Source organism: Variovorax sp. 05L425, assembly GCF_056397705.1.
Genome location: NZ_JBFTNY010000005.1, coordinates 225336 through 251016, shown reverse-complemented (window position 1 = coordinate 251016; position 25681 = coordinate 225336). Strand labels below are relative to the sequence as shown.

The following is a 25681-nucleotide window of genomic DNA, read 5'->3' as shown; positions in this document are numbered from 1 at the left end:
CCGGCGCAGCCAGGCACCTTCGCGAAACACCGCGGAACCGGCTTCGCCGGGCCGCTGGTTGTTGCCCCCGGTAGGAGGTGGGAGGCTACACGGATTGAGTCGACCTGGGGGCGAGCTTCGCTTCATGCGCCTGCTGGTCCGCGTGGTAGCTGCTGCGCACCATCGCACCCACGGCCGCGTGGCTGAAGCCCATCTTGTAGGCCTCTTCCTCGAACATCTTGAAGGTGTCGGGATGCACGTAGCGGCGCACCGGAAGATGGCTGTTGCTGGGCGAGAGGTACTGGCCGATCGTCAGCATGTCGATGTCGTGCGCGCGCATGTCGCGCATGACTTGCAGGATCTCTTCGTCGGTCTCGCCGAGTCCGACCATGATGCCGCTCTTCGTTGGCACCTTGGGATGCAACGCCTTGAACTTCTTCAGCAGGTTGAGGCTGAACTGGTAGTCGCTGCCCGGACGCGCTTCCTTGTAGAGGCGCGGCGCCGTCTCGAGGTTGTGGTTCATCACGTCCGGCGGGGCAGCCTTGAGGATTTCGAGCGCGCGATCGTCGCGGCCGCGGAAGTCGGGCACCAGGATCTCGATCTGCGTCTGCGGCGACAACTCGCGGATGTTGCGGATGCAGTCCACGAAGTGCTGGCTGCCACCGTCGCGCAGGTCGTCGCGGTCGACGCTGGTGATCACCACGTACTTCAGGCGCAGCTTGGCAATCGTCTTCGCGAGGTTGATCGGCTCGTCCTTGTCGAGCGGATCGGGCCGGCCGTGGCCGACGTCGCAGAACGGGCAGCGCCGCGTGCACTTGTCGCCCATGATCATGAAGGTCGCGGTGCCGTTTCCGAAGCATTCGCCGATGTTGGGGCACGAGGCCTCTTCGCAGACGGTGTGCAGGTTGCTTTCGCGCAGGATCTGCTTGATTTCGTAGAAGCGGGTCGTGGGCGAGCCGGCCTTGACGCGAATCCATTCGGGCTTCTTCAGGACTTCGCCCTGCACGACCTTGACGGGAATGCGCGACAGCTTGGCGGCGGCTTTCTGCTTGGCGAGAGGGTTGTAGTTCTCGGGGCTCTGCGCGTCGCGGACAACGTTGAGTGTGCTCATGGCTTCTCTTTGGCGGGGCTCAAGGTGCGAGATAGATGTTGAGCTTGTTGCCCAGCACCTGCGCTGCTTCGTCCCAGGTTGTTTGAACGCCGATTGTAGAAAGATCGACGGTTTTCAGCCCCGCGTACCCGCAAGGGTTGACGCGGGAGAAGGGTTCGAGGTCCATCGCCACATTGAGCGCGACGCCGTGGTAGGTGCAATGGCGGCTGACCTTGATACCCAGCGCGGCGATCTTGCCGAGCCCGCGAAACGGGTCATCGGGATGCACTGGGCCAGTCAGTGCCGCATGCGAAAAGGGATCGTCGAGCCGCACGTAGATCCCCGGCGCGCCGCCAACGCGATGGCCGGTGACGCCGAAATGGTCCAGCGTGCGGATCACCGATTCCTCGATGCGATAGACGTATTCCTTGACGTAGTAGCCGGCGCGCCGCAGGTCGATCAGCGGATAGGCCACGACCTGGCCCGGGCCGTGGTAGGTCACCTGACCGCCGCGGTCGGTCTGGACGACCGGAATATCTCCCGGGTTCAATACGTGGTCCGCCTTGCCGGCCAAGCCCTGCGTATAGACGGGCTCATGCTCGCAGATCCATAGTTGATCGGCCGATTCTGCCGTCCGCTCATGCGTCGCCTGTTGCATCGCGGCGTAAGTCGCGGCGTAGCCGGCGCGGCCGAGCAGCGTAACTTCGAGCGCAGCGGTCATCGGGAAGCGCTCAGAGCACCACCTTCACCATGGGATGGCTGGAAAGCGCGCGGTAGAGATCGTCGAGCTGCTCGCGGCTGGTCGCAGTGACGGTGATCGTCACGCCGAGGTAATTGCCGGCCTTGCTGTTGCGCAGCTCGACGGTGCTAGCGTCGAAGATCGGGTCGAACTGTTCGGCGATCTGCGTGACCGCATGCACGAAGCCGTCGACCTTCGCGCCCATGACCTTGATCGGAAACTTCGACGGATACTCGATCAGCGAATCCTTGCGCGCGTCGGTGGGCGCGCCGGGCGGTTGAGTGATGGTCATGCTGCGACTCCGTTCTCTTGCGTGCTGCGTGCCTTGGCCTGTTGATAGGCGGCATAAAGGGCCTGGTAGATGGGGCCTGGACGGCCTGCGCCAATCGTCTGGCCGTCGAGCCTCACGACCGGCAGGATTTCCTTGCTGGCCGAGGACAGCAGCAACTCGTCGGCACCGAAGACCTCGTCGCGCTCGATACGGCGCAAGGTGAACGCGATGCCGGCAGCGGCGCAAAGCCGCTCGATCAGGCCATAGCGAATGCCGGCGAGCACCAACTCGTCCTTGGGTGGGCCGCTGATCGCGCCGTCCTTCACCACCCAGACGTTGCTCGACGACGCCTCGCTCAGCCACTCGCCGCGGAACATGATGGTTTCCGCCGCGCCGGCCTCCACGCTGATCTGCCGCGCCAGCACGGCGCCGAGCAGGCTGGTGCTCTTGATGTGCGCCTTCTGCCAGCGGAAGTCGTGCGCGCTCACGCACGCGACACCCTTGGCGCGGACTGCATCGGGCACCGGCTTCATCGGGTTGGCCATGACGAAGACTGTGGGAGTGAGCCCTTGCGGCATCGCATGCTCGCGCGGCGCGACGCCGCGCGTCACCTGGATGTAGACGCCCTGCATTCCGGCGCGGACCGACGGCGACGCCGCTTCGATCAGCCGTATCACGATGTCACGCCATTGCGACGCGGCCAGCGGATTCTTGATCTGGAGTTCGGCCAGCGACCGGTCGAGGCGAGCCATGTGCTCGTCGAAGCAGAACGGATGTCCGCCGTAGACCGGCACCACTTCGTACACACCGTCGCCGAAGATGAAGCCACGATCCAGCACACTCACCTTGGCATCTCGAAGCGGCGTGTAGTTGCCGTCGAGGTAACAGATTGAATCGGGGAGGGCGTCGATGATCGGGTGCATGAGGAATTATGGTGGGGGCGCATCGAAGCTTTCCAACCCGGACCCGATTCCGCACCGGAGCGCAAGGATCATTTGCACACACTGGTCGGCCATATGGCGGGGAGCCGTAGCTTTCTACCTATAATCAATGGCTTTGTAGAAATTCTGGGTCGTCATCCGGGCTTCATTCGAAATGAAAACAATCGCCCGCGATGCCTCTAAGGGGGTCCATGAGGACAACCCCGACCCGGAAGACGACTTCAAGCCGTTGACAGCCGAGGAGGCGCAACGGCTGCGCGACAGGAAGCCGTCGATCTCGCCGTGGCGCGTGATCGCAATTCAGGTCGTGGCGGGACTCCTGGTGGCATTGGTCGCCTGGGGGCTGACTGGGAGGCAAAATCTGGGATGGTCCGCCGGATACGGCGCACTGGCGGTCGTTGTTCCCGCTGCGGTATTCGCACGGGGTCTGACCGGAAGGTTTTCTTCCCTGAATCCGGGCACTGCGGTGTTCGGATTCTTCTTGTGGGAAATGGTCAAGATGGTCTTGACGGTGGCAATGCTGATTGCTGCACCAAGACTGGTAGTGGCGCTGAGCTGGCCAGCAATGCTGATCGGCCTGGTGGTGACAATGAAGGCGGCGTGGGTGGCGGTAATGCTCGCTCCCAGGCGCCAGAAACTTTGAGACGAGTAACGGATGGCTGCTGAAAACGCTGCGGAACATGGTCAAACCGCTGGTGAATACATTGTTCACCATTTGACGCATCTTCAGAGCTCCTCGCCTGGAGGTGTCGCCGACTTCTCCGTTTTCAACTTCGATTCGCTTTTCTTCTCGATTGCGCTCGGCGTGCTGGGTTGCTGGATTCTCTGGCTGGCAGCTCGCAAGGCCACTTCCGGCGTTCCGGGCCGCTTCCAGGCCGCGGTCGAAATCCTGGTCGAAGTCGTCGATCAGCAGGCCAAGGGTATCGTCCACAACGCGAAAAGCCGCAAATTCGTCTCGCCGCTGGCGCTCACGGTCTTCGTGTGGATCGTCATGCTCAATGGGATGGATCTGCTGCCGGTCGATCTGTTGCCATTCCTCTGGGCCAAGATCTTTGGCCTGACCGGCGGCGACCCGCACCACGCCTACCTGCGCGTGGTTCCGACGGCTGACCTCTCGGTGGCCATGGGCCTGTCTGTCTCGGTGCTGCTCATCTGCCTTTACTACAACATCAAGATCAAGGGCCTGGGCGGCTGGATCCATGAGCTCTTCACGGCTCCCTTCGGCAATCACTGGGCGCTGTATCCGTTCAACTTCGCGATGCAGATGATCGAGTTCATCGCCAAGACTGTTTCGCACGGCATGCGATTGTTCGGCAACATGTACGCCGGCGAACTGATCTTCCTGCTGATCGCCTTGATGGGTGGCGCCTGGACCCTGTCGGCCACCGGCATTCTGCTGGCCCTCGGCCACATCATCGCGGGCACTGCCTGGGCCATCTTCCACATCCTGATCATCATCTTGCAGGCCTTCGTGTTCATGATGCTGACGCTCGTGTATGTGGGTCAGGCGCACGATCACCACTGATCACTGATCTGCCGGTTTCGATTTCGTTTTTTCTTTTCTCTTCAACCAAAGTCCTCTAGGAGTCATCATGGAAGTTATTAGCTTTGTCGCACTGGCCGCCGGCCTGATCATCGGTCTGGGTGCTGTTGGCGCTTGTATCGGTATCGGCATCATGGGTAGCAAGTACCTCGAGTCGGCCGCGCGCCAACCTGAGCTGATGGGCGAACTGCAAACCAAGATGTTCCTGCTGGCTGGTCTGATCGACGCTGCGTTCATTATCGGTACCGGTATCGCGCTGTGGTTCGCGACCGCCAACCCGTTCCTCGCGCAAATCGCCAACCTGCCGAAGTAATCGGTTCAGGCTTTCTCGTCGAACCCATGTCGTTCTTTCGCTGAATGGCGTTGGATTCATTCCCAAAGAGAGGGTGAAAAGTGAGCATTACCGGTACCCTGATCATCCAGATGATCGTGTTCCTGATTCTTGTCGGGTTCACGATGAAGTATGTGTGGCCGCCTATCGCCAAGGCGCTGGACGATCGTGCCCAGAAGATCGCCGAAGGCCTTGCCGCAGCCGACAAGGCCAAGTCCGAGCTGAGCGCCGCCAACAAGCGCGTGGAAGCCGAACTGGGGCAGGCTCGCAACGAGTCCGCCCAGCGTCTTGCAGATGCCGAACGTCGTGCGCAGGCCATCGTTGAAGAGGCCAAGGCCCGCGCCACGGAAGAAGGCAACAAGATCGTTGCGGCCGCTCGCATCGAAGCCGAGCAGCAGGCCATGAAGGCGCGTGAAGTCCTTCGCGAGCAAGTGGCTGCACTGGCCGTCAAGGGCGCCGAGCAGATCCTGCGGAAGGAAGTGAACCCGGCTGTCCATGCCGATTTGCTGTCCCGCCTGCAGACCGAACTCTGATCGAAGCCATGGCAGAACTCGCCACCATTGCACGTCCTTACGCCGAGGCGCTCTTCAAGGCGTCCTCGTCGGACCTGTCCGGCGCCAGCGCCTGGCTCGAGAAGGTTGCGGCCATCGCCGGCAACGCCGAGCTCCAGCAGTTCGCCGACAACCCCAAGGTCACGACCGACCAGGTGTTGAGCGTTGTCGCCGGTGCCTTCGATTCAACGCTGCCGCCCGCCGCGCAAAACTTCCTGACGGCACTGCTCGAGAACGGACGCTTCACCGCGCTGCCGGAAATCGCGAAGCAGTTTCGGACGCTGGCAAATGCGCAGAGCGGTTCGTCCGATGCGGTGGTGTACAGCGCCTTCCCCATCGACGAAGCCGCATTGGGCAACGTGGCTGCCGCGCTAGAAAAGCGCTTCGGCCGCAAGCTACAGGTCACGGTCCAGCAGGATCCGTCGCTGATCGGCGGCATCCGCGTAGTGGTCGGCGACGAAGTGCTCGACACCTCCGTCAAAGCGCGTCTTGAACAAATGAAAGTTGCGCTGGCAGCCTGAGGCCGCCAGCCCCCTTAACGAAAGAAGGAAAGAGTCATGCAACTCAATCCAGCAGAAATTTCCGAACTGATCAAGAGCCGCATCGAAGGTCTCGGCGTCAGCGCGAACATCCGCAACGAAGGCACCGTGGTGTCGGTGACCGACGGTATCGTGCGCGTGCACGGCCTGTCGGACGCGATGCAGGGCGAAATGCTCGAGTTCCCGCCTTCCGCCGATGGCACGCCGTCGTACGGCCTCGCACTGAACCTCGAGCGCGATTCCGTCGGCGCCGTGATCTTGGGTGAGTACGAGCACATCTCCGAAGGCGACACCGTCAAGTGCACGGGCCGTATTCTGGAAGTGCCGGTCGGCCCCGAACTCATCGGCCGCGTCGTGAACGCACTGGGCCAGCCGATCGACGGCAAGGGTCCGGTCAACGCCAAGATGACCGATGTGATCGAGAAGGTTGCTCCGGGCGTGATCGCCCGAAAGTCGGTCGACCAGCCGATGCAGACCGGCCTGAAGTCCATCGACTCGATGGTGCCGATCGGCCGTGGCCAGCGCGAGCTGATCATCGGCGACCGCCAGACCGGCAAGACGGCCGTGGCCATCGACGCGATCATCAACCAGAAGGGTCAGAGCATGACCTGCGTCTACGTCGCGATCGGCCAGAAGGCTTCGTCGATCAAGAACGTGGTGCGCGCTCTGGAACAAGCCGGTGCGATGGAATACACCATCGTGGTTGCCGCCTCCGCCTCGGAATCGGCCGCCATGCAATACGTGTCGGCCTATTCGGGCTGCACGATGGGCGAATACTTCCGCGATCGCGGCCAGGACGCGCTGATCGTCTATGACGACCTGTCCAAGCAAGCTGTGGCTTACCGCCAGGTGTCGCTGCTGCTGCGCCGCCCGCCAGGCCGCGAAGCCTACCCCGGCGACGTGTTCTATCTCCACAGCCGTCTGCTCGAGCGCGCAGCCCGCGTGAACGCCGACTACGTCGAAGCCTTCACCAAGGGTGAAGTCAAGGGCAAGACCGGTTCGCTGACCGCACTGCCGATCATCGAAACGCAAGCCGGCGACGTGTCCGCCTTCGTTCCGACGAACGTGATCTCGATCACCGACGGCCAGATCTTCCTGGAAACCAACCTGTTCAACGCTGGCATCCGTCCCGCCATCAACGCCGGTATCTCGGTGTCGCGCGTGGGTTCGTCGGCGCAGACCAAGGTCATCAAGGGCCTGTCCGGCGGTATTCGTACCGACCTGGCGCAGTACCGTGAACTCGCTGCCTTTGCGCAGTTCGCTTCCGACCTCGACGAAGCGACCCGCAAGCAGCTCGACCGCGGCGCCCGCGTGACCGAGCTCCTGAAGCAGGCGCAATACAGCCCGCTGCCCATCTCGCTGATGGGTGCCTCGCTGTTCGCAGTGAACAAGGGCTTCATGGACGACCTCGACGTGAAGAAGGTGCTGCCGTTCGAACACGGCCTGCATCAGTTCCTCAAGTCCAGCCATGGTGCGCTGCTCGACAAGATCGAGCAGGCCAAGGCGATCGACAAGGATGCGGAAGCCGAACTGACGACCGCCGTCACCGCGTTCAAGAAGTCGTTCGCCTGATCGACCAAGTAAGGAGCCCCAATGGCAGCTGGTAAGGAAATCCGCGGCAAGATCAAATCGGTGGAGAACACCAAGAAGATCACCAAGGCCATGGAAATGGTGGCCGCGTCGAAGATGCGCAAGGCGCAGGAACGCATGCGTGCCGCCCGCCCCTACAGCGAGAAGATCCGCAACATCGCGGCCAATCTCGGCCACGCGAACCCGGAGTACACGCACGCCTTCATGAAGACGCACGACGCGAAAGCATCGGGCTTCATCCTTGTCACGACCGACAAGGGCCTGTGCGGCGGCATGAACACCAACGTGCTTCGCGCCTTGACCACCAAGATGCGCGAAGAGCAGTCGGCCGGTGTCGCCATCGAGGCGGTGGCAATCGGCAACAAGGGCCTGGGTTTCCTGAATCGTGTCGGCGCGCGCGTGGTGTCGCATGTCACCCAACTGGGCGACACGCCGCACCTCGACAAGCTGATCGGCCCCGTCAAGGTTCTGCTCGATGCGTATGCCGAAGGCAAGCTCAGCGCGGTCTACCTCTGCTACACCAAGTTCATCAATACGATGCGCCAGGAGTCGGTGGTCGAGCAACTGCTGCCGCTGCAGGCCGACTCGCTGAAGGTCGAGAAGGGCCAGCACTCGTGGGACTACATCTACGAGCCCGATGCGCAGAGCGTGATCGATGAGCTGCTGGTGCGCTACGTGGAATCGCTCGTGTACCAGGCCGTGGCCGAGAACATGGCGTCGGAGCAGTCGGCACGCATGGTCGCCATGAAGTCGGCCACCGACAACGCGGGCAACGTGATCAACGAACTCAAGCTGGTCTACAACAAGACCCGCCAGGCAGGGATCACCAAAGAGCTTTCGGAGATCGTTTCCGGCGCCGCGGCGGCCGCGGGCGTCTGAGCCCTTCGGACCTCAACAGATTTAAATTTTTATCGGAGCAGACATGGCTCAAGCAGAAGCAGTTCAAGGCAAGATCGTTCAATGTATCGGCGCCGTGGTCGACGTGGAGTTTCCGCGCGACAAGATGCCCAAGATCTACGACGCCCTGAAGTACGAAAGCGGCGGGCTGACCCTCGAGGTGCAGCAGCAACTCGGCGACGGCGTGGTGCGCACGATTGCGCTCGGCTCGTCCGACGGCCTGCGTCGCGGCCTGATCGTGACCAACACCGGCGCACCGATCACGGTGCCCGTCGGCAAGGCGACGCTGGGTCGCATCATGGACGTGCTGGGTCGTCCCATCGACGAGCGCGGCCCCGTGGGCCAGGAACTCCAGGCTTCCATCCACCGCAAGGCACCTGAATACGACGAACTCTCGCCCTCGCAAGACCTGCTCGAAACCGGCATCAAGGTGATCGACCTGGTTTGCCCGTTCGCCAAGGGCGGCAAGGTGGGCCTGTTCGGCGGCGCCGGCGTGGGCAAGACCGTGAACATGATGGAGCTCATCAACAACATCGCCAAGGCGCACTCGGGTCTGTCCGTGTTTGCCGGCGTGGGTGAGCGCACTCGCGAAGGGAACGACTTCTATCACGAGATGGCCGACTCCGGCGTCGTGAACCTCGAGAAGCTCGAGGACTCGAAGGTGGCCATGGTCTACGGCCAGATGAACGAGCCCCCGGGCAACCGTCTGCGCGTGGCGCTGACCGGCCTGACCATCGCCGAGTCGTTCCGCGACGAAGGCCGTGACGTGCTTTTCTTCGTCGACAACATCTACCGCTACACGCTGGCCGGTACCGAAGTGTCGGCTCTGCTGGGCCGCATGCCTTCCGCCGTGGGCTACCAACCGACGCTGGCCGAGGAAATGGGCCGTCTGCAAGAGCGGATCACGTCGACCAAGGTCGGCTCGATCACCTCGATCCAGGCCGTTTACGTGCCGGCCGATGACTTGACCGACCCGTCGCCCGCCACGACCTTCGCCCACCTGGACTCGACCGTGGTGCTGTCGCGTGACATTGCCTCGCTCGGTATCTACCCTGCCGTGGACCCGCTCGACTCGACCTCACGCCAGCTCGATCCGCTGGTGGTTGGCGAAGAGCACTACAACGTGGCCCGCTCCGTGCAAGGCACGCTGCAGCGCTACAAGGAACTGCGCGACATCATCGCGATTCTGGGCATGGACGAACTGGCACCGGAAGACAAGCTGGCCGTGGCTCGCGCCCGGAAGATCCAGCGCTTCCTGTCGCAGCCTTTCCACGTCGCTGAAGTGTTCACGGGCTCGCCCGGCAAATACGTGCCGCTGTCCGAGACCATCCGCGGCTTCAAGATGATCGTGAACGGCGAAGCCGACCACCTGCCGGAACAAGCGTTCTACATGGTGGGCGGCATCGACGAAGCGTTCGAGAAGGCCAAGAAGGTCGCTTAAGGAATCACCATGGCAGGCACCATTCACGTGGACGTGGTCAGCGCCGAGGAGTCCATCTTCTCGGGCGAGGCCAAGTTCGTCGCGCTCCCCGGCGAAGTCGGCGAACTCGGCATCTACCCGCGCCACACGCCGCTGATCACGCGCATCCGCCCCGGCGCCGTGCGCATCGAGACGGCTGACGGCGGGGAGGAATTCGTCTTCGTAGCCGGCGGCATCCTGGAAGTGCAGCCTACCTCGGTGACCGTGCTGTCCGACACCGCGATCCGCGGCAAGGACCTCGACGACGAGAAGGCGAATGTCGCCAAGGCCGCCGCCGAAGAAGCGCTGAAGAACGCCAAGACCGATATTGACATCGCGATGGCGCAGTCGGAACTTGCCGTGATGGCCGCTCAACTGGCTGCCTTGCGCAAGTACCGCGAAAAGAAATAACTCGCCCCCAGGTTGCCCGGCACTTCGTGTCCGGGCGCCCACCCCCTACCGGGGGCAACACCAGCGGCCCGGCCAAGCCGGTTCCGCGGTGTTTCTGGATCAAGAAAGCCGCCTTCGGGCGGCTTTCTTCGTTCCGAGCATCGACAAACTTCGTCTTCGATCTTGATTTGGTCGAAGTTAAGTCTTGTTTGGCTGAAGCTCCGCTCATAGTATTCGGCTTCGCTTCGGTTCTCATCGTGGCCGAAGCGGACAAGAACAAGACGGAGACAAAACGTGAGCCCCTGGAGTCGCCTGACGACGGATGAGCTGCAGCTGCTGGAGACGACCTTCTGGTCGGCCGGCGGCTCGCGCCATCGCATGGCGGACGAGTTGGGCTTCTCCAAGAGCAAGGCGAACTCGCTGATCGCGGGGCTCGTCGAGCAGGGGCTTTTGGCCGAGGCGGGGCTCCAGCGTTCCACCGGCGGGCGGCGTCCCGAGAACCTCCAGTTGCATGCAGGGCTTGGCGTGTTGGTGGGCGTGGACATCGGCGCGACCAGTCTCGATGTCGCCGTCCTCGCACCCAATCTGAGCGTACTGGCCCATCACGCAGAGCCGGCCGATGTGCGCGAAGGGCCGGGCGTGGTGCTGGCTCGCGTCCGCAGTCTGATCCGGGAACTGCTTCAGAGGGCGGGCTTCGAGGCCAAAGACGTGATCGGTATCGGCATCGGTGTGCCAGGGCCGGTCAACTTCGAGATCGGGCAGCTCGTGAACCCGCCGCTGATGCCGGCGTGGGACAGCTTTTCCATCCGCGACTACCTGCGCGAGGACTACGCTGCGCCGGTCTTCGTGGACAACGACGTCAACCTGATGGCGCTCGGTGAACTCTGGCGGCTGAAGCGTTCGCTTTCCAACTTCCTCGTGATCAAGGTCGGCACCGGCATCGGCTGCGGCATCGTGTGCCACGGCGAGGTGTATCGGGGCGCAGCAGGCTCTGCGGGCGATGTCGGCCATATCTGCGTTGATCAGGAAGGACCGCGCTGCCACTGCGGCAACCTGGGATGCGTCGAGGCGATGGCGGCCGGTCCGGCGATCACGCGCATGGCGGTCGAGGCCGCTGAGGCCGGCGAAAGCGCCGCGTTGGCCGAATGTCTTCGCACGCAAGGCCGCATCGAGGCCACCGATGTCGGCCAGGCGAGCCGCGCCGGCGACGCGGCGGCCAACGCCATCGTGCAGCGCGCGGGCAGCCTCATCGGGCAGATGCTCGCGTCGATCGTCAATTTCTTCAATCCGTCGCACGTCTTCATCGGCGGGGGCATCACGCGCATCGGGCCGCTGTTCCTCGCTGCCGTGCGGCAGAGCGTCTATCAACGTTCGCTGGCGCTGTCCACGAGGCATCTGGAGATCCAGTACACGCCGCTCGAAGGGCAGGGCGGCTTGATCGGCGCGGGCGTCCTGGCCATGCAGGAGACCCTCAAGGTGCGAGGCGTGGCGCCATGAAGGCAACCGCCGCCAAGCCCTCGCTCGTGAAGGCCGCCGTCGCGGTGGAATTCGAAAACGTCGAGAAATCCTTCGGCCCGGTACAGGTGCTGCATGGTGTCAGCTTTTCGTTGGCGCCAGGCCGCGTCTACGGCCTGCTCGGCGAAAACGGCGCGGGCAAATCGACGCTGATGAAGATCCTCGCCGGCTACGAGTCGCCGAGCGGCGGCAGCCTGCGCGTCAACGGCGAACTGCAGATGTTCCACAGTTCGCGCGATGCCGAAGCGCTGGGCATCGTGCTGATCCACCAAGAGTTCAACCTCGCCGAAGACTTGAGCGTGGCGCAGAACATCTTCCTGGGGCACGAAAAGCGAAAGGGCTGGCTGCTCGACGATGCGGCCATGGTGCGCGACTCCGCCGCGGCACTGGCCCAAGTCGGACTTCGGATCGATCCGACGACCAAGGTGCGCCGGCTGATCGTCGCCGAAAAGCAGATGGTGGAAATCGCCAAGGCCATTTCGCGCCACGCCCGCCTGCTGATCATGGACGAGCCCACCGCGACTCTCACTCCGGGGGAAACCGAGCGCCTCTTCAAGCTGATCGCCCAATTGCGTGCAGACGGCGTGACCATCGTCTACATCTCGCACAAGCTCGACGAGGTGGAGCGCGTGACCGACGAAGTCATCGTGATGCGCGACGGTCGCTTCGTGGCGCGTGCGCCGACCTCCGACGTCACGCGGCACCAGATGGCCAACCTGATGGTCGGCCGCGAACTGGCCGATCTCTATCCGCCGCGGGACGCGGTCGTCGCCAGCGCCGCCCCCGCGATGCAGGTGCGCAACTTCACGGTGCCGGGCTGGGCCGACAGCGCCAGTTTCGAAGTTCGCCGCGGCGAGATCCTCGGCTTTGCCGGCCTGGTGGGCGCTGGCCGCACAGAGTTGTTCGAAGGCCTGCTCGGCTTGCGCCCGGCCAGCGGCGTGGTCGAGATCGGGGGCCGCGCCGTTCAGTTTCGCAATCCGCGCGACGCCGCGAAACACGGCCTGACCTATCTCAGCGAGGACCGCAAGGGTAAGGGCTTGCACGTCCATCTCGGCCTGCGGCAGAACCTCACGCTGATGGCCCTTGAGCGTTACGCCACACCGTGGCTCAAGCCCGACGCGGAACGGGCCGCGCTGGCCGAGGCCGTGAAGGACTACGGCATCCGCACCGGCAACCTCGATGCGCGCGCCTCGTCGCTGTCCGGCGGCAACCAGCAGAAGCTCGCGCTTGCGAAAGTGCTGCAGCCTCAGCCGAAGGTTGTCGTGCTCGACGAGCCGACGCGCGGTGTCGACGTCGGCGCCAAGCGCGACATCTATTTCCTGATCCAGCGGCTCGCCCGGCAAGGGCTGGCCGTCATCGTCGTGTCATCCGAACTGATGGAACTGATCGGGCTGTGCCATCGCGTTGCCGTGATGCGCGCAGGCCGTCTCGTCACCACGCTCGACGCCGAACATCTCACCGAAGAGGAGCTGATCGCTCATGCCACTGGAACAGCCCCAGAGCGCTGACCCGCAAGCTCAGCCCGCGCACCGCAGCGAGGCCCGGCCGCGCTGGACCGAGCGTCTGCACGGCCTCGGCCCCGTGATCGGGCTGGTGCTGCTTTGCATCGCGGGGACGCTGCTCAACAGCGACTTCGCGACGCTCGACAACGCGATGAACGTGCTCACGCGCACGGCCTTCATCGGCATCATCGCGGTCGGGATGTGCTTCGTGATCATCTCGGGCGGCATCGACCTCTCCGTGGGTTCGATGGCGGCGCTGATCGCGGGTTGCGTGATCATGTTCATCAACGCCATGGGGCCAGCGCTTGGTTCGCCGTTGCTGGCGGTGATGCTGGGCGCGGTCCTCGCGGTGGTGCTCGGCGCGGTGTTCGGGCTCGCGCACGGGCTGCTCATCACCAAGGGGCGCATCGAACCCTTCATCGTGACGCTGGGCACGCTCGGGATCTTCCGCGCCTACCTGACCTACTTCGCCAACGGCGGCGCGCTGACGCTCGACAACGACCTGTCGGACCTTTACGCGCCGGTGTACTACGCGAGCCTGCTCGGCATTCCGGTGCCGGTGTGGGTGTTCCTGGTCGTCGCGGTCATTGGCGGCGTGATCCTCAATCGCACGGCCTACGGCCGCTATGTGCAGGCAATCGGCTCCAACGAACAGGTCGCGCGCTACGCGGCCGTCGGCGTCGACAACGTGAAGATCCTGACCTACGTTCTGCTCGGCGTGTGCGTCGGCATCGCAACCTTGCTCTACGTGCCCCGGCTCGGTTCCGCATCCCCGACCACCGGCCTGCTGTGGGAGCTCGAAGCCATCGCCGCGGTGATCGTCGGCGGCACCGCGCTCAAGGGCGGCTCGGGCAGCGTCGTCGGCACGGTGATCGGCGCGATCCTTCTCTCGGTCATCAGCAACATCCTGAACCTCACCAGCATCATCAGCGTGTACCTCAACGCCGCGGTGCAGGGCTTCGTGATCATCGTCGTCGCCTTCCTGCAGAGAGGGCGCCGTTAGCCATGTTTTCAGCGTTTCCAGCGTTTCCCGTCCGTTCCGTTCCATCTATCCAAAGGAGACAAGCAGCATGACTTCCATTACCCGACGCATCGCCTTGAGCGCCGTTGCCGCCGCGGCCATTGCGGCCTTCCCGGTCCTCGCGGCCGCCGAACCGGTCAATCTCGGCGTATCGATCCCCGCGGCGACGCACAGCTTCATGGGCGGCATCAACTACTGGGCCGAGCAAGCCAAGAAGGATCTCGAGAAGGAACACAAGGACCTGAAGATCACGATCAAGACGGCCGCCAATGCGCCCGAGCAGGCCAATCAATTGCAGGATCTGTCGACCGTCACCAAGATCAACGCGCTCGTGATCTTCCCGTTCGAATCGGCAGCGCTCACCAAGCCGGTGGCGCAGGTCAAGGCCAAGGGCACCTACGTGACCGTGGTCGACCGCGGCCTCACCGACACCAGCGCACAGGACGCCTACGTGGCCGGCGACAACACGGCCTTCGGCAAGATCCCGGCCGAATACATCGCGAAGAAGCTGGGCGGCAAGGGCAATGTCGTCGCGCTGCGTGGCATCCCGACCACGCTCGACAACGAGCGCATGGACGCCTTCAACAGCGTGATGAAGAACTACCCGGACATCAAGATTCTCGATGCCAAGTACGCCAATTGGAACCGCGACGATGCCTTCAAGGTCACGCAGGACTATTTGACGCGCTTCAAGGACATCGACGCCATCTGGGCCGCCGACGACGACATGGCGGTCGGCGTGCTGAAGGCCGTCGAGCAGGCCAAGCGCAACGACATCAAGATCGTTTTCGGCGGCGCGGGTGCCAAGGGTATGGTCAAGACCATCATCGACGGCAAGGACCCGCGCATCGACGCCGACGTGAGCTATTCGCCCAAGTTCATCTACGACGCGATCAAGCTCACGGCCGAGGCGCGGCTGAAGGGCGAGAAGCTGCCGGCGACGACGATCATTCCTTCGGTGCTGATCACGAAGGACAACGCCAAGAGCTTCTATCACCCGGATTCACCTTTCTAAGGCTCGCCMCCAGGTTGGCTCACTTCGTGTAGCCGCCCACCCCCTACCGGGGGCAACACCAGCGGCCCGGCAAAGCCGGTTCCGCGGTGTTTCTTGAAGGGCGCGCTTCGCGGCGCTTGGAATTCCATGAACCAAGATAACTTTCAACGCAAGCTGCGCTACGCCATGGTTGGCGGGGGGCGCGATGCTTTCATTGGGGCGGTGCATCGCAAGGCGATGGCGCTCGACGGGCAGGTCGAGCTGGTGGCGGGGGCGCTTTCTTCGAGTCCGGAGAAGGCGAAGGCCTCGGGGCGCGATCTGTTTCTGGCGGAGGACCGCAACCATGGGGACTGGCGCAGTCTTCTGGATGACGAGCTCAAGCGGCCGGCGGATGAGCGGATCGACTTCGTCTCGATCGTCACGCCGAACCACATGCACTATCCGGTGGCGCAGGCGTTTGTCGATGCGGGCTTCCACGTCGTTTGCGACAAGCCGCTGGTGCATACGCGCGAACAGGCGGATGCGCTGGTGGCGGCGGTGGCGCGGCAGGGCACGGTGTTTGGCGTGACCTACAACTACACCGGCTATCCGATGGTTCGGCAGGCGCGGGAGATGGTGCGGTCGGGTGAACTCGGCGAGATCCGGAAGGTGGTCGTCGAATACAACCAGGGGTGGCTCGCAGCGCGGCTGGAAGACTCGGGCAACAAGCAGGCGGCTTGGCGCAGCGATCCTGCACAAAGCGGGGCGGCCGGGGCGATTGGCGACATCGGCTCGCATGCGGAGAACCTTGTCGCGACCGTCACGGGGCTGGAGATCGAAAGCCTCTGCGCCGACCTGAGTTCGCTGGTGCCGGGGCGTCCGCTCGATGATGACGGCAGCATGCTGTTGAGGTTTCGCGGTGGGGCACGAGGGGTGTTGATCGCATCACAGATCAGCACCGGCCTCGAGAACGACTTGCGGCTGCGCGTTTCCGGCGCGCTCGGCACGCTGGAGTGGCACCAGGAGCGACCCAGCGAGCTGACGCATCTGCCGCACGACGGGCCGAAGCGCGTCTTCACGCGCGGCGGAAGCTGGCTTTGCGAATCGGCGCGGCGCGCGAGTCGGCTGCCGACTGGGCATCCGGAAGGTTTCATCGAAGCCTTTGCCAATATCTACGGCGGCGTGGTCGCGGATATCCGTGCGCGGTTGGCGGGCGTGGCTGCCGATCCGCTCTCGACGGACTATCCGCGGGTGGAGGACGGTGCGCGTGGCGTGCGTTTCATCGAACGCACGGTGACTTCGTCCGCCAGCACGGTCAAGTGGACGGGGTGGTAGCCGACATGACCAGAACGGCCCCGTCGGCTTAAGCTGGCGAGGTGTCGCGCGACCTCGTCATTGCCCGCCCCGAAGGGCTCTACTGCCCGCCGGGCGATTTCTACATCGACCCATGGCGGCCGGTCGATCGTGCGGTGATCACGCATGCGCACTCTGACCACGCGCGTATCGGCCACGGTCACTATCTGGCGCACACCGATAGCGAAGGCACGCTGCGCGTCCGGCTCGGTGAGATCACGTTGCAGACCTTGCCCTACGGCGAGGCGATCGTGCATCACGGCGTACGAATTTCGCTCCACCCGGCCGGCCATGTGCTGGGGTCTGCCCAGATTCGCCTTGAACATGACGGGCGCGTGTGGGTCGCGTCGGGCGACTACAAGCCCGAAGCCGATGGCACCTGCTCGCCGTTCGAGCCTGTCCCTTGCGACACCTTCATCACCGAATCGACCTTCGGCTTGCCGATCTACCGCTGGCCCGCACAGGCGAAACTCTTTGCAGAGATCAACGACTGGTGGCGCGCCAACGCGGCGCAGGGGAGGGCCTCGGTGCTGCTGTGCTACGCCTTCGGCAAGGCGCAGCGCATCCTGCATGGCGTCGATGCGACGATCGGGCCGATCGTGGTTCACGGCGCGGTCGAGGCATTGAACGACGTCTACCGTGCGGCTGGCGTGGCGTTGCCGCCGACGCTGCGCGCGACAGATGCAGGCGTCGATGCGGCGTTGCTCAAGAAAGCGCTCGTGCTTGCACCCCCCTCGGCCCACGGTTCGCCCTGGATGCGCCGCTTCGGCAACTACGCCGATGCCTTCGCCAGCGGCTGGATGCAACTGCGTGGCACGCGGCGCCGTCGCGGGGTGGATCGGGGCTTCGTGATGTCCGATCACGCTGATTGGGCGGGATTGCAAGCAGCCATCGCGGGAACCGGCGCGGGGCGCGTCATCGTCACGCACGGCAACGTGGCCGTGATGGTACGTTGGCTCGGTGAGTTGGGGCTCGACGCGCAAGGCTTCGAGACAGAGTACGGCGACGAGGACCTGGAGCCGACCGGCACGGCGGTCGCGGCGCCATGAAGGCATTCGCCGCGCTCTACCGAGACCTGGATGCGACGACCTCCAGTCTCGCGAAGCAGGCGGCGCTTCAGCGCTACCTGCAAGTCGCGGCGGCGAAGGACGCCGCATGGGCCGTCTACTTTCTCGCAGGCGGAAAGCCGCGCCAGCTCGTGCCGACCAAGCTGTTGAGACTCCTGGCACAAGAAGCCGCGGGCCTGCCGGAATGGTTGTTCGACGAAAGCTACGAAGCCGTCGGCGACCTGGCGGAAACCATCTCGCTGCTGTTGCCGCCGCCCACGGAAGCGCACGACCTGGGGTTGGCGGACTGGGTCGAACAGCACCTTCTGCCGCTGCGCAAGATGACGCCGGAGGCCCTGTCGGATGCATTGCGCCGGCAATGGCGGCAATTGGCGCCGGAGGAGAGGCTCGTCTACTTCAAGCTGATCACGGGCGCGTTCCGCGTCGGTGTGTCGCGCCTGCAGGTGACCCAGGCACTCGCCGCAGTCGGTGCGCTCGATGCCAAGCGTGTCGCACAGAGGCTGATGGGCTACACGAACATCGGCGGCCAGCCGACCGCCGCCGACTATGCCGCGCTGATCGCGCCCGAGAACACCGGCGAACTGGATCAGCAGACGAGTGGACAGCCCTATCCGTTCTTTCTCGCGCATCCTTTCAACAATCCGCTCGATGAGTTCGATGCCACGCTCGGTGCGCCTTCGGCGTGGATCGTCGAGTGGAAATGGGACGGCATCCGCGCCCAACTGGTCAAGCGCGCCGGCCAGGTATGGCTGTGGTCCCGCGGCGAGGAACTGGTGACCGATCGATTCCCCGAACTCGCGCAAATGGGCGAAACGCTTTCCGACGGCACGGTGATCGACGGCGAAATCGTCGTCTGGCGGGATGACCGCGTGCAACCCTTTGCCGATCTGCAGAAGCGCATCGGACGCAAGACGCTGACGCCGAAGCTGCTGCGCGAAATCCCTGTCGTGCTGTTCGCCTACGACCTGCTCGAATGGGAGGGCCGCGATCTGCGCGACTCGCCGCTGCAGGAGCGCCGGGGGCGTCTCGACGAACTGGTCACCGTCGCCCAGCATCCATCGCTCGTCGCCAGTCCCATGCTGCATGGCGACACTTGGCAGGATCTCGCGCGACAACGCGAAGCTGCGCGTTCGATGGGGGTCGAGGGATTCATGCTCAAGCAGCGTGACGCGCGCTATGGCGTCGGGCGCACCAAGGACGTCGGTGTCTGGTGGAAATGGAAGATCGATCCACTCTCCGTCGACGCCGTACTCGTCTACGCGCAACGCGGGCACGGGCGCCGCGCAAGCCTCTACAGCGACTACACCTTCGCGGTGTGGGACAGCGCACCCGACAACGCCGACCGCACGCTCGTGCCTTTTGCCAAGGCCTATTCGGGCTTGACCGATGCCGAAATGGCGAGCGTGGACGCGGTGATCCGCAAGACCACGATCGAAAGCTTCGGCCCCGTCCGCAGCGTGAAGCCGACGCTGGTCTTCGAACTCGGTTTCGAGGGCATTGCACGGAGCGCGCGGCACAAGAGCGGCATCGCCGTGCGTTTCCCGCGGATGCTGCGCTGGCGCCAGGACAAGCCGGTGGAAGAGGCCGACACCCTCCAGACGTTGGAGACCTTGCTGCCGTCATGACAGCCGAGGCGGGGCTGCCCGACAATGCGGCATGGACAATTCCCGTGACTCCTATCCCGCCGTCGATTTGCGCGAGCAGGCCGTCTACATGCTCACGCAGGCCGCGCCGATGATGGGCATGACCCCCAACGAGGCGCGGCTCGTGCTCGACGTGATGCGACCTGTGCATCTCCTGCCCGACACCTTGCTGTTCGAGGAAGGCGACACGGAGGACAACAACTACATGGTGCTCGTGCTCGATGGCCAGGTGCGCGCCACCAGCGCCGGACTGCCGGGCGAAGAAGTGGTGATCTCCGTCATCGGGCCGGGCAGCCTGATCGGCGAGATGGGCGTGCTCGACGGCGGTCCGCGTTCGGCCACCTGCACGGCGCTCACGGAGGTCAAGCTCGGCGTGCTGTCGCGCGAGGCCTTCATGGGGCTCATCAAGTTGCAGCCTGCGGCGGCGTCGCGGCTCGCACTGGCGTTGTCGAAAGGTCTCGCGGACCGTCTGCGTGAAAGCAATCGGCGCCTGCGCACCTTGTCGCAGGTCACGCGTGCCCTGCAATCCGAGCTGGATGCGGTGCACGCCGTCAACCGAAGGCTGCTGGACGCCCAGGGCTACTGAGGCGCAGCGCCTCAGAGGATGACGGGCGCGTCCGGGAGTTCGTTGCGGTCGGCCTCGCCTTCGGCCAGCGGAAAGTGTTCGACCAGCAGGGCCGACACTTCTTCGAGCGCCTGCGTGAGGCCATCCTCGAATCGACCTTCGCGAAAGGCCGCACCCATGCGTTTCGCCATGGCTGCCCAGTCGTCATCACTCACGCGCGAATCGATGCCGCGATCGGCCACGATCTCGATCGCATGCTCGGCCAGCAGCAGGTAGATCAGCACGCCATTGTTGTGCTCCGTGTCCCAGACCCCCAGCTTGCCGAACAGCGTGATGGCGCGCTCGCGCGGCGGCGCGTCTCGCCACAGGTAGGACATCGGCAGGCCGGCCTCGACGCAGATGCGGATCTCTCCGCTGTGCCGTCGTTCGCTCGCGCCCACGCGGCGTTCGAGGCGTTCGAGCACTTCGGGCGGCAAGGCCTTGCGCACCTCGGCCTCATCGACCCACCGGTGGCGCCAGAGCCGCGCGAAACGGGAAAGCATCGATGCCATGGTCACCAGTCCCCCGAGGCGCCGCCGCCGCCGAAATTGCCGCCGCCACCGGAACTGAAGCCCCCGCCGGAGGAACCGCCACCCCAGCCTCCGCCACCTCCGCCGAAGCCGCCTCCAAACCCGCCACCGCCAAAGCCTCCACCCCGCCGACCGACGCCCGAGCCGAAGGCCAGCGACAGCAGCGTGAACAGCAGGGCGCCCAGGCCCGCCAGCACCGCGATCACGACGCTCGACGTCAGGACCATCACCACGACGCCGGTGAGTCCGCCCATCGCCAGCGAGCCAGGGACCTTGCCGAGAATGCGTCGCGCGATCGGCCCCGCCACCAGCACGCCGACGAAGAGGAACACCGCGAGGTCTTGCCAGTTGAATCCGTTGTTGTTGCCGCGGCCGTCGCCGAAGTCGCCGCTGCGGGCATCGACCTCCGGCAGCGGCTCACCCTTGACGCGCGCGATCAACTGGTCGGCCGCCGCATCGAGGCCGCCGGCAAAGTCGTTCTCCCGGAAGCGCGGCTTCATCGCGTCGTCGATGATGTGCGCGGCGGCGAGGTCGGGCACCGCGCCTTCGAGCGCCTTCGCGACTTCGATGCGCATCTTGCGGTCGTTCTTCGCGACGATGACGAGAATGCCGTCGCCGACCTCCTTGCGCCCGATCTTCCACGCATTGCCGACGCGATTGGCATAGCTGGCGATGTCTTCGGGCTGCGTGGTCGGGACCATCAGCATCACGATCTGCGAGCCCTTCTGCTGTTCGAAGGCCTGCAGCTTGGCTTCGAGCGCCGCGCGCTGGGCATCGCTCAGCGTGCCGGTCTGGTCGATGACCCGCGCCTCGAGCTTCGGCACGGGCAACAGGCCCTGCGCGTGCGCACCGAAGACGGCCCACAGCAAGAGGACCGTCAGGGCGCGCAGGATACGGGCTGCCGTCATGGCGATGGCCCGGGCCTACTTCTTCGGCGCGCTGAAGTCCACCGTGGGCGGGGTCGAGATCTGTGCCTCGTTCTGCACCGTGAAGTTGGGCTTGGGCTCGTAGCTGAAGACCTTGGCCGTCAGGTTCGTAGGAAAGCTGCGCGCCAGCACGTTGTATTCCTGGACCGTCTGGATGTAGCGGTTGCGCGCCACCGTGATGCGGTTCTCGGTACCTTCGAGGGTCACGCGCAGATCGCGGAAAGCCTGGTTGGCCTTGAGATTGGGGTATTGCTCCGACACCGCCATCAGCCGCGACAGCGCGCTCGACAGTTCGCCTTGCGCCTGCTGGAACTTGTTGAAGGCCTCGGGGTTGTTGAGCGTCTCGGGCGTGACCTGGATCGACGTGGCCTTGGCGCGCGCCTCGATCACCTTGGTGAGCGTTTCCTGCTCGAAGTTGGCTTCGCCCTTGACCGTGGCCACGATGTTCGGCACCAGGTCGGCGCGCCGCTGGTACTGGTTGAGCACTTCGCTCCAGGCCGATTTGCTGGCCTCGTCGAGGCGCTGGAAGTCGTTGTAGCCGCAGCCCGCCAGCGAGAACGCCGCGAGGATGATCAAAAGCCAGCGTTTCAACATCACCAAGCCCCTTGTTGTGAAGTCGGCAAAGGTAGCATAGATGGAATGGCTGTCGATCCTTTCCAAGCGCTGCAGGCGGCCAACCGTGGGCCGGTGTCGAGCGTTGCCGCAAGTGAATCCAAAGGCACGCTGCTGATCTGCGGCGCGACCGGCGTGCTGGGCCAGGAGCTGGTCCGGCGCCTTGCCGGGAGGCACCGCTTCGATCACACCCTCGTGCTGGCGCGCGAGCCGATTCGCGATGGGCTTCGCGGGGTCGAATCCGTTCTGGCGCCGAACACGCCGGTCGCCGAGTGGCCACGGGTCGCGGCCGCTACGGCACTGGTCCTCTTCGAGCCGCCGCGGCTCTACTACGACCGCGAGCGCGCGCTCTGGACGCCCGAGCCCGCGCAACTGCCGGCGCTCGCGGGCTGGCTGCGTGCCTGCGGGGTGCGGACCCTCGCCATCGTTCAGCCGCACGCGCAGGGGCGGCTGCCGGAAGCACTCAAGCGCGGACTGGCGAGTCTCGATGAGCAGGCGGTGGTGGCGCAGGGTTTCGAGCGCGTCATCCTCGTGCGTTCCGCCCAGAAGCCGATACAGGTCCGCTTCACGAATCCGGCCGAGCGGCTGGCGACATGGATGCTGTCCATCGCCCGCTTCATGGTGCCGACGAGCGAGCAGCCGGTGCGCGCGTCCAAGGTGGCTGAACTTGTCGACGTCGCACTGCGCATCGCGCCGCCGGGTGTGCGCGTGGCGGCGCCTGAATTGGTGTGGCAGGCGTCACAGGGGGATGTTCGCTCGGTGGTGGAGGGCTGGCTGGCCGGGCCTCCATGAAGCCCTCGTCCAAGGCAAAATCGGCGCTTCAGGCCGCATCACCCATGTCCACGAAGACCAAACTCCGCGCCGCGACTGTCGGCGGCACCGCCGACGATGTCGAAGCGGCTTTCTATGAGGCGCTGCAGCGCGGCGACGTCGATGCGCTGATGGACTGCTGGGCCGACGAGGATGAAATCTTCTGCGTGCATCCCGGCGGCCCGCGACTGGTCGGCGCGGACGCGATCCGAGCCGCTTTCGAACACATGTTCGGCAACGGTGCGATCCACGCCACGCCGGCGCGCGTGCGCAAGGTCGAATCGCTCGCGAGCGCGGTGCACAACGTGCTCGAGCGCATCGAGGTGCTGACCGCCGAAGGGCCGCGCCATGCCTTCGTTCTGGCGACCAACGTTTATCACAAGACGGCGCAGGGCTGGCGCATGGTCGCGCACCATGCCAGCCCGGGCAGCGTGCAGGACCCGGGCGACACCGGCGACGCACCGCAGACGATCCACTGATGCAATACGTCGCGCCGCGATGGTTGCCGGGCGGCAACCTGCAAACCATTTGGGCCGCGCTGTACGGGCGGCGCGTGGTGACACCTTTGCCCGACTATCGGCGCGAACGCTGGACCACGCCGGACGGCGACTTCATCGACGTCGATTTCCTCGACGCACCGGGCGAAGGGCCCAAGCCGTTGCTCGTGCTGTTTCATGGACTCGAGGGATCGTCGCGCAGCCACTATGCCGAAGCGTTCGCGGCCTCCGCGAGCGAGCGCGGCTGGGACTATGCCGTGCCCCATTTCCGCGGTTGCAGCGGCGAGCTCAACCTGGCGCCGCGCGCCTACCACTCCGGGGACTTCGAGGAAATCGGATGGATCCTGGCGCGGATGCGCGAGCGGCGCGAGGTCGTCAGGGCGGCGGGCGTGTCCCTTGGCGGCAATGCGTTGATGCGCTGGGCCGAGGAGGCGGGCAGCGAGGCGTCGAAGTTCGTGCGTGCGGTTGCATCCGTTTCGGCGCCGCTGGACCTGGCCGCGGGGGGCTCCGCCATCGGGCGCGGCTTCAACAAGCTGGTCTACACACGCATGTTCCTCTCGACCATGAAGCCCAAGGCGCTGGCCAAGCTGGCGCAACATCCGGGCCTGTTCGATCGCGAAACGCTCATCGCGGCGCGGAACCTGTACGACTTCGACAACGTTTTCACCGCGCCGCTGCACGGCTTTCGCGACACGGATGACTATTGGACGCGCGGCTCGGCCAAGCCCCATCTGCACGCGATCCGGATTCCCGCGCTGGTCGTGAACGCCGCCAACGATCCCTTCGTGCCGGCCGAGAGCCTTCCGCGGCCGGGGGAAGTCGGCCGCCACGTCACACTGTGGCAGCCTGCCCATGGCGGGCACGTCGGTTTTCCGCTCGGAATGCCGCCCGGCCATGTGCGCGAAATGCCCGAGCGCGTAGTGACCTGGTTGGCGAGCCGCTGACCGCCCCGGCAGGAGCAAAATTCCCCTATGGATGACATCGTCAAGCAAGCTTTGGCCAAGTGGCCGAACGTGCCGCACTGTTATGGATGGCTCGGCCTCGACGCACGCGGCAACTGGTACTTGCGAGACGACCCTACGCAAGCCGCAGGAACGTTCGCAATGGCCAAGGGGTCGATGCTGCGTCACGACAAGTTGATCGAGTTCATCCAGCGCAACTACGAGCACGACGACCTCGGCCAGTGGTTTTTCCAGAATGGTCCGCAGCGGGTGTACGTCGAACTGGAAGTCGCACCGTGGGTCTGGCGCATCGGCGAGGACTTCTCGGTCCGCTCGCATTCAGGCCTGGCCATCGAACCTTCCGCCTGTCTCCTCGATGAGGACGGCAAGCTGTATCTGGTGGCGCCCATCGGGCTCGGGCTGGTTCACACCCAGGATGTCGGCATGGCGTCGGAGGCCATCGAGCAGGGGCGATGGGTGCCGGAGGACGTGAGGGCGGATGATTTGCCCGGGCGCTTCGGATTCGTTGTGAGCCCCGCGGCGCGCCAACCGGCCAAGTCCGCTGCGTCTCACTGAGGACTGATCAGGCATTAAAAAAGCCCGCACATGCGGGCTTCTCTATTTCTGGGGTGATGCTATTGCTTGGTCTCGGCTGGTGCAGTTGCTGCGGGCGCAGCTGCGGCGTCGGTTGCCGGTGCCGCCCCATCCGCCGGAGCGGCAGCCGGGCGATCCGGCACAGGGAACGTGGCACCACCCGCATTCGCCATGTAGACCACTGCGCGACCCACTTCCAGATCCTCGAAATCGCCGCCGCCTTGTGGAGGCATCGCGCCCTTGCCCTTGAGCGCATGCTCCAGCAGCGTCGCGTAGCCTTGACCGATGCGGGGGCCCCAGGCAGCGGCGTCGCTGAAATGCGGAGCGCCGGGGATGCCCGGGCTGCCGTGGCAGATCACGCACTGCGCCTTGAACACCGCTTCGCCGGTGGTGAGGGGGCGGTTGGCGTCGCGGATCTCGATCGAGCCGACCTTCTTCAGGCGCTCGGCGATCTCTTTATCGCGCACTTCTTTCGAAACGCCGTAGAGCGACATGCTTTCGCCAACCACGGAACCCGAAGGATGGATGCCGGAGACCACGTACGAGACAAGGCCCGCAATGATCAGGATCGGAGCAACGAACGAGAAAAATACAGCGATCAGGAGTTGCTTGGGATTCTTGATCGGGCCGGTGTGGGCTTCTTCTGCGGCCTGGTAGTGCGGATCGTCGCTCATTGGGTCCTCAGTATCTGGGGCTCTTCGGGGGGCTTTTCTAAATCAACCGCGGATTATAGGGATGAGCACACCCCCAGGTTGGCTCACTTCGTGTAGCCG

29 protein-coding genes are annotated in these 25681 nt (G+C 64.6%); 21 read left to right on the top strand and 8 right to left on the bottom strand.

The features are described 5' to 3' along the window. Nucleotides 1-85: 85 nt before the first annotated feature. From lipA to AC1DN9_RS08570, 4 genes are read right to left on the bottom strand one after another with little or no spacing between them, the layout of a single operon-like run. Nucleotides 86-1090: a lipoyl synthase gene (gene lipA, locus AC1DN9_RS08585; RefSeq protein ID WP_478099123.1), complete on the bottom strand. Its 1005-nt coding sequence runs from the start codon at nucleotides 1088-1090 to the stop codon at nucleotides 86-88. A gap of 19 nt (nucleotides 1091-1109) precedes the next feature. Next, entirely contained in the window at nucleotides 1110-1790 is a 681-nt protein-coding gene (gene lipB, locus AC1DN9_RS08580; protein WP_478099122.1) for a lipoyl(octanoyl) transferase LipB, read from the bottom strand. A gap of 10 nt (nucleotides 1791-1800) precedes the next feature. Then, nucleotides 1801-2100, bottom strand: coding sequence for a YbeD family protein (locus AC1DN9_RS08575; RefSeq protein ID WP_478099120.1), 300 nt, complete (start codon nucleotides 2098-2100; stop codon nucleotides 1801-1803). Next, a complete protein-coding gene (locus AC1DN9_RS08570) occupies nucleotides 2097-3002 on the bottom strand; it encodes an aminotransferase class IV (protein ID WP_478099118.1) in 906 nt (301 codons plus the stop codon). The genes AC1DN9_RS08575 and AC1DN9_RS08570 overlap by 4 nt, the downstream gene beginning before the upstream one ends. 172 nt (nucleotides 3003-3174) lie before the next feature. Here AC1DN9_RS08570 and AC1DN9_RS08565 point away from each other — a divergent pair, with 172 nt between their 5' ends. From AC1DN9_RS08565 to AC1DN9_RS08485, 17 genes are all read left to right on the top strand, one after another. Next, entirely contained in the window at nucleotides 3175-3663 is a 489-nt protein-coding gene (locus tag AC1DN9_RS08565) for an ATP synthase subunit I (RefSeq protein WP_478099117.1), read from the top strand. 12 nt (nucleotides 3664-3675) lie between these two features. Then, nucleotides 3676-4545 carry a F0F1 ATP synthase subunit A gene (gene atpB, locus AC1DN9_RS08560; RefSeq protein WP_478099115.1) on the top strand — a complete coding sequence of 290 codons (870 nt, stop codon included), beginning with the start codon at nucleotides 3676-3678 and terminating at the stop codon, nucleotides 4543-4545. Nucleotides 4546-4612: 67 nt separating this feature from the next. After that, the gene (atpE, locus tag AC1DN9_RS08555) at nucleotides 4613-4876 is read left to right on the top strand and encodes a F0F1 ATP synthase subunit C (protein ID WP_007830191.1); all 264 of its coding nucleotides are present in this window, start codon (nucleotides 4613-4615) and stop codon (nucleotides 4874-4876) included. Nucleotides 4877-4956: 80 nt separating this feature from the next. Beyond that, on the top strand, nucleotides 4957-5427 hold the full coding sequence (locus AC1DN9_RS08550) for a F0F1 ATP synthase subunit B (RefSeq protein ID WP_478099113.1): 471 nt from the start codon (nucleotides 4957-4959) through the stop codon (nucleotides 5425-5427). A gap of 8 nt (nucleotides 5428-5435) precedes the next feature. Further along, the gene (locus tag AC1DN9_RS08545) at nucleotides 5436-5966 is read left to right on the top strand and encodes a F0F1 ATP synthase subunit delta (RefSeq protein WP_478099111.1); all 531 of its coding nucleotides are present in this window, start codon (nucleotides 5436-5438) and stop codon (nucleotides 5964-5966) included. Nucleotides 5967-6002: 36 nt separating this feature from the next. Further along, nucleotides 6003-7556, top strand: coding sequence for a F0F1 ATP synthase subunit alpha (atpA, locus tag AC1DN9_RS08540; RefSeq protein ID WP_478099109.1), 1554 nt, complete (start codon nucleotides 6003-6005; stop codon nucleotides 7554-7556). A gap of 21 nt (nucleotides 7557-7577) precedes the next feature. Next, on the top strand, nucleotides 7578-8453 hold the full coding sequence (atpG, locus tag AC1DN9_RS08535) for a F0F1 ATP synthase subunit gamma (protein ID WP_478099107.1): 876 nt from the start codon (nucleotides 7578-7580) through the stop codon (nucleotides 8451-8453). 43 nt (nucleotides 8454-8496) lie between these two features. Beyond that, complete coding sequence (atpD, locus tag AC1DN9_RS08530) at nucleotides 8497-9912, top strand: F0F1 ATP synthase subunit beta (RefSeq protein ID WP_478099106.1); 1416 nt, start codon at nucleotides 8497-8499, stop codon at nucleotides 9910-9912. A 9-nt stretch (nucleotides 9913-9921) separates the two neighbouring features. After that, nucleotides 9922-10341, top strand: a complete 420-nt coding sequence (locus AC1DN9_RS08525; RefSeq protein WP_478099104.1) for a F0F1 ATP synthase subunit epsilon — start codon at nucleotides 9922-9924, stop codon at nucleotides 10339-10341. 306 nt (nucleotides 10342-10647) lie between these two features. Continuing rightward, nucleotides 10648-11817 carry an ROK family protein gene (locus AC1DN9_RS08520; protein ID WP_478099170.1) on the top strand — a complete coding sequence of 390 codons (1170 nt, stop codon included), beginning with the start codon at nucleotides 10648-10650 and terminating at the stop codon, nucleotides 11815-11817. Then, a complete protein-coding gene (locus AC1DN9_RS08515; RefSeq protein WP_478099102.1) occupies nucleotides 11814-13343 on the top strand; it encodes a sugar ABC transporter ATP-binding protein in 1530 nt (509 codons plus the stop codon). The genes AC1DN9_RS08520 and AC1DN9_RS08515 overlap by 4 nt, the downstream gene beginning before the upstream one ends. Continuing rightward, entirely contained in the window at nucleotides 13315-14340 is a 1026-nt protein-coding gene (locus tag AC1DN9_RS08510) for an ABC transporter permease (protein WP_478099101.1), read from the top strand. Before AC1DN9_RS08515 ends, AC1DN9_RS08510 begins: the two co-directional genes overlap by 29 nt. 67 nt (nucleotides 14341-14407) lie before the next feature. Then, entirely contained in the window at nucleotides 14408-15373 is a 966-nt protein-coding gene (locus tag AC1DN9_RS08505) for a substrate-binding domain-containing protein (RefSeq protein WP_478099099.1), read from the top strand. A 126-nt stretch (nucleotides 15374-15499) separates the two neighbouring features. Then, nucleotides 15500-16666: a Gfo/Idh/MocA family protein gene (locus AC1DN9_RS08500; protein ID WP_478099097.1), complete on the top strand. Its 1167-nt coding sequence runs from the start codon at nucleotides 15500-15502 to the stop codon at nucleotides 16664-16666. A gap of 41 nt (nucleotides 16667-16707) precedes the next feature. Continuing rightward, nucleotides 16708-17733 carry a ligase-associated DNA damage response exonuclease gene (locus AC1DN9_RS08495; RefSeq protein WP_478099095.1) on the top strand — a complete coding sequence of 342 codons (1026 nt, stop codon included), beginning with the start codon at nucleotides 16708-16710 and terminating at the stop codon, nucleotides 17731-17733. Beyond that, nucleotides 17730-19376 carry an ATP-dependent DNA ligase gene (locus tag AC1DN9_RS08490; protein ID WP_478099093.1) on the top strand — a complete coding sequence of 549 codons (1647 nt, stop codon included), beginning with the start codon at nucleotides 17730-17732 and terminating at the stop codon, nucleotides 19374-19376. The genes AC1DN9_RS08495 and AC1DN9_RS08490 overlap by 4 nt, the downstream gene beginning before the upstream one ends. 31 nt (nucleotides 19377-19407) lie before the next feature. After that, complete coding sequence (locus tag AC1DN9_RS08485; protein WP_478099091.1) at nucleotides 19408-19980, top strand: Crp/Fnr family transcriptional regulator; 573 nt, start codon at nucleotides 19408-19410, stop codon at nucleotides 19978-19980. 11 nt (nucleotides 19981-19991) lie between these two features. On the opposite strand, the gene AC1DN9_RS08480 is transcribed toward AC1DN9_RS08485, so the two are convergent. The 3 genes from AC1DN9_RS08480 to AC1DN9_RS08470 are packed head-to-tail and all read right to left on the bottom strand — an operon-like array spanning nucleotide 19992 to nucleotide 22048. Beyond that, nucleotides 19992-20501, bottom strand: a complete 510-nt coding sequence (locus AC1DN9_RS08480; RefSeq protein WP_478099089.1) for a TPM domain-containing protein — start codon at nucleotides 20499-20501, stop codon at nucleotides 19992-19994. Nucleotides 20502-20512: 11 nt separating this feature from the next. After that, nucleotides 20513-21436 carry a TPM domain-containing protein gene (locus AC1DN9_RS08475; protein ID WP_478099087.1) on the bottom strand — a complete coding sequence of 308 codons (924 nt, stop codon included), beginning with the start codon at nucleotides 21434-21436 and terminating at the stop codon, nucleotides 20513-20515. A 15-nt stretch (nucleotides 21437-21451) separates the two neighbouring features. Continuing rightward, the gene (locus AC1DN9_RS08470; protein ID WP_478099085.1) at nucleotides 21452-22048 is read right to left on the bottom strand and encodes a LemA family protein; all 597 of its coding nucleotides are present in this window, start codon (nucleotides 22046-22048) and stop codon (nucleotides 21452-21454) included. Between the two features lie 45 nt (nucleotides 22049-22093). Here AC1DN9_RS08470 and AC1DN9_RS08465 point away from each other — a divergent pair, with 45 nt between their 5' ends. From AC1DN9_RS08465 to AC1DN9_RS08450, 4 genes are read left to right on the top strand one after another with little or no spacing between them, the layout of a single operon-like run. Further along, entirely contained in the window at nucleotides 22094-22858 is a 765-nt protein-coding gene (locus AC1DN9_RS08465; protein ID WP_478099083.1) for a hypothetical protein, read from the top strand. A 44-nt stretch (nucleotides 22859-22902) separates the two neighbouring features. After that, nucleotides 22903-23355, top strand: a complete 453-nt coding sequence (locus AC1DN9_RS08460; protein ID WP_478099081.1) for a YybH family protein — start codon at nucleotides 22903-22905, stop codon at nucleotides 23353-23355. Continuing rightward, entirely contained in the window at nucleotides 23355-24317 is a 963-nt protein-coding gene (locus AC1DN9_RS08455; protein WP_478099080.1) for a YheT family hydrolase, read from the top strand. The genes AC1DN9_RS08460 and AC1DN9_RS08455 overlap by 1 nt, the downstream gene beginning before the upstream one ends. A 27-nt stretch (nucleotides 24318-24344) precedes the next feature. Continuing rightward, nucleotides 24345-24890: a DUF2946 family protein gene (locus AC1DN9_RS08450; protein ID WP_478099079.1), complete on the top strand. Its 546-nt coding sequence runs from the start codon at nucleotides 24345-24347 to the stop codon at nucleotides 24888-24890. Between the two features lie 59 nt (nucleotides 24891-24949). Here AC1DN9_RS08450 and AC1DN9_RS08445 read toward each other — a convergent pair whose 3' ends face one another. Further along, the gene (locus AC1DN9_RS08445; RefSeq protein ID WP_478099077.1) at nucleotides 24950-25582 is read right to left on the bottom strand and encodes a c-type cytochrome; all 633 of its coding nucleotides are present in this window, start codon (nucleotides 25580-25582) and stop codon (nucleotides 24950-24952) included. Nucleotides 25583-25681: the final 99 nt, after the last annotated feature.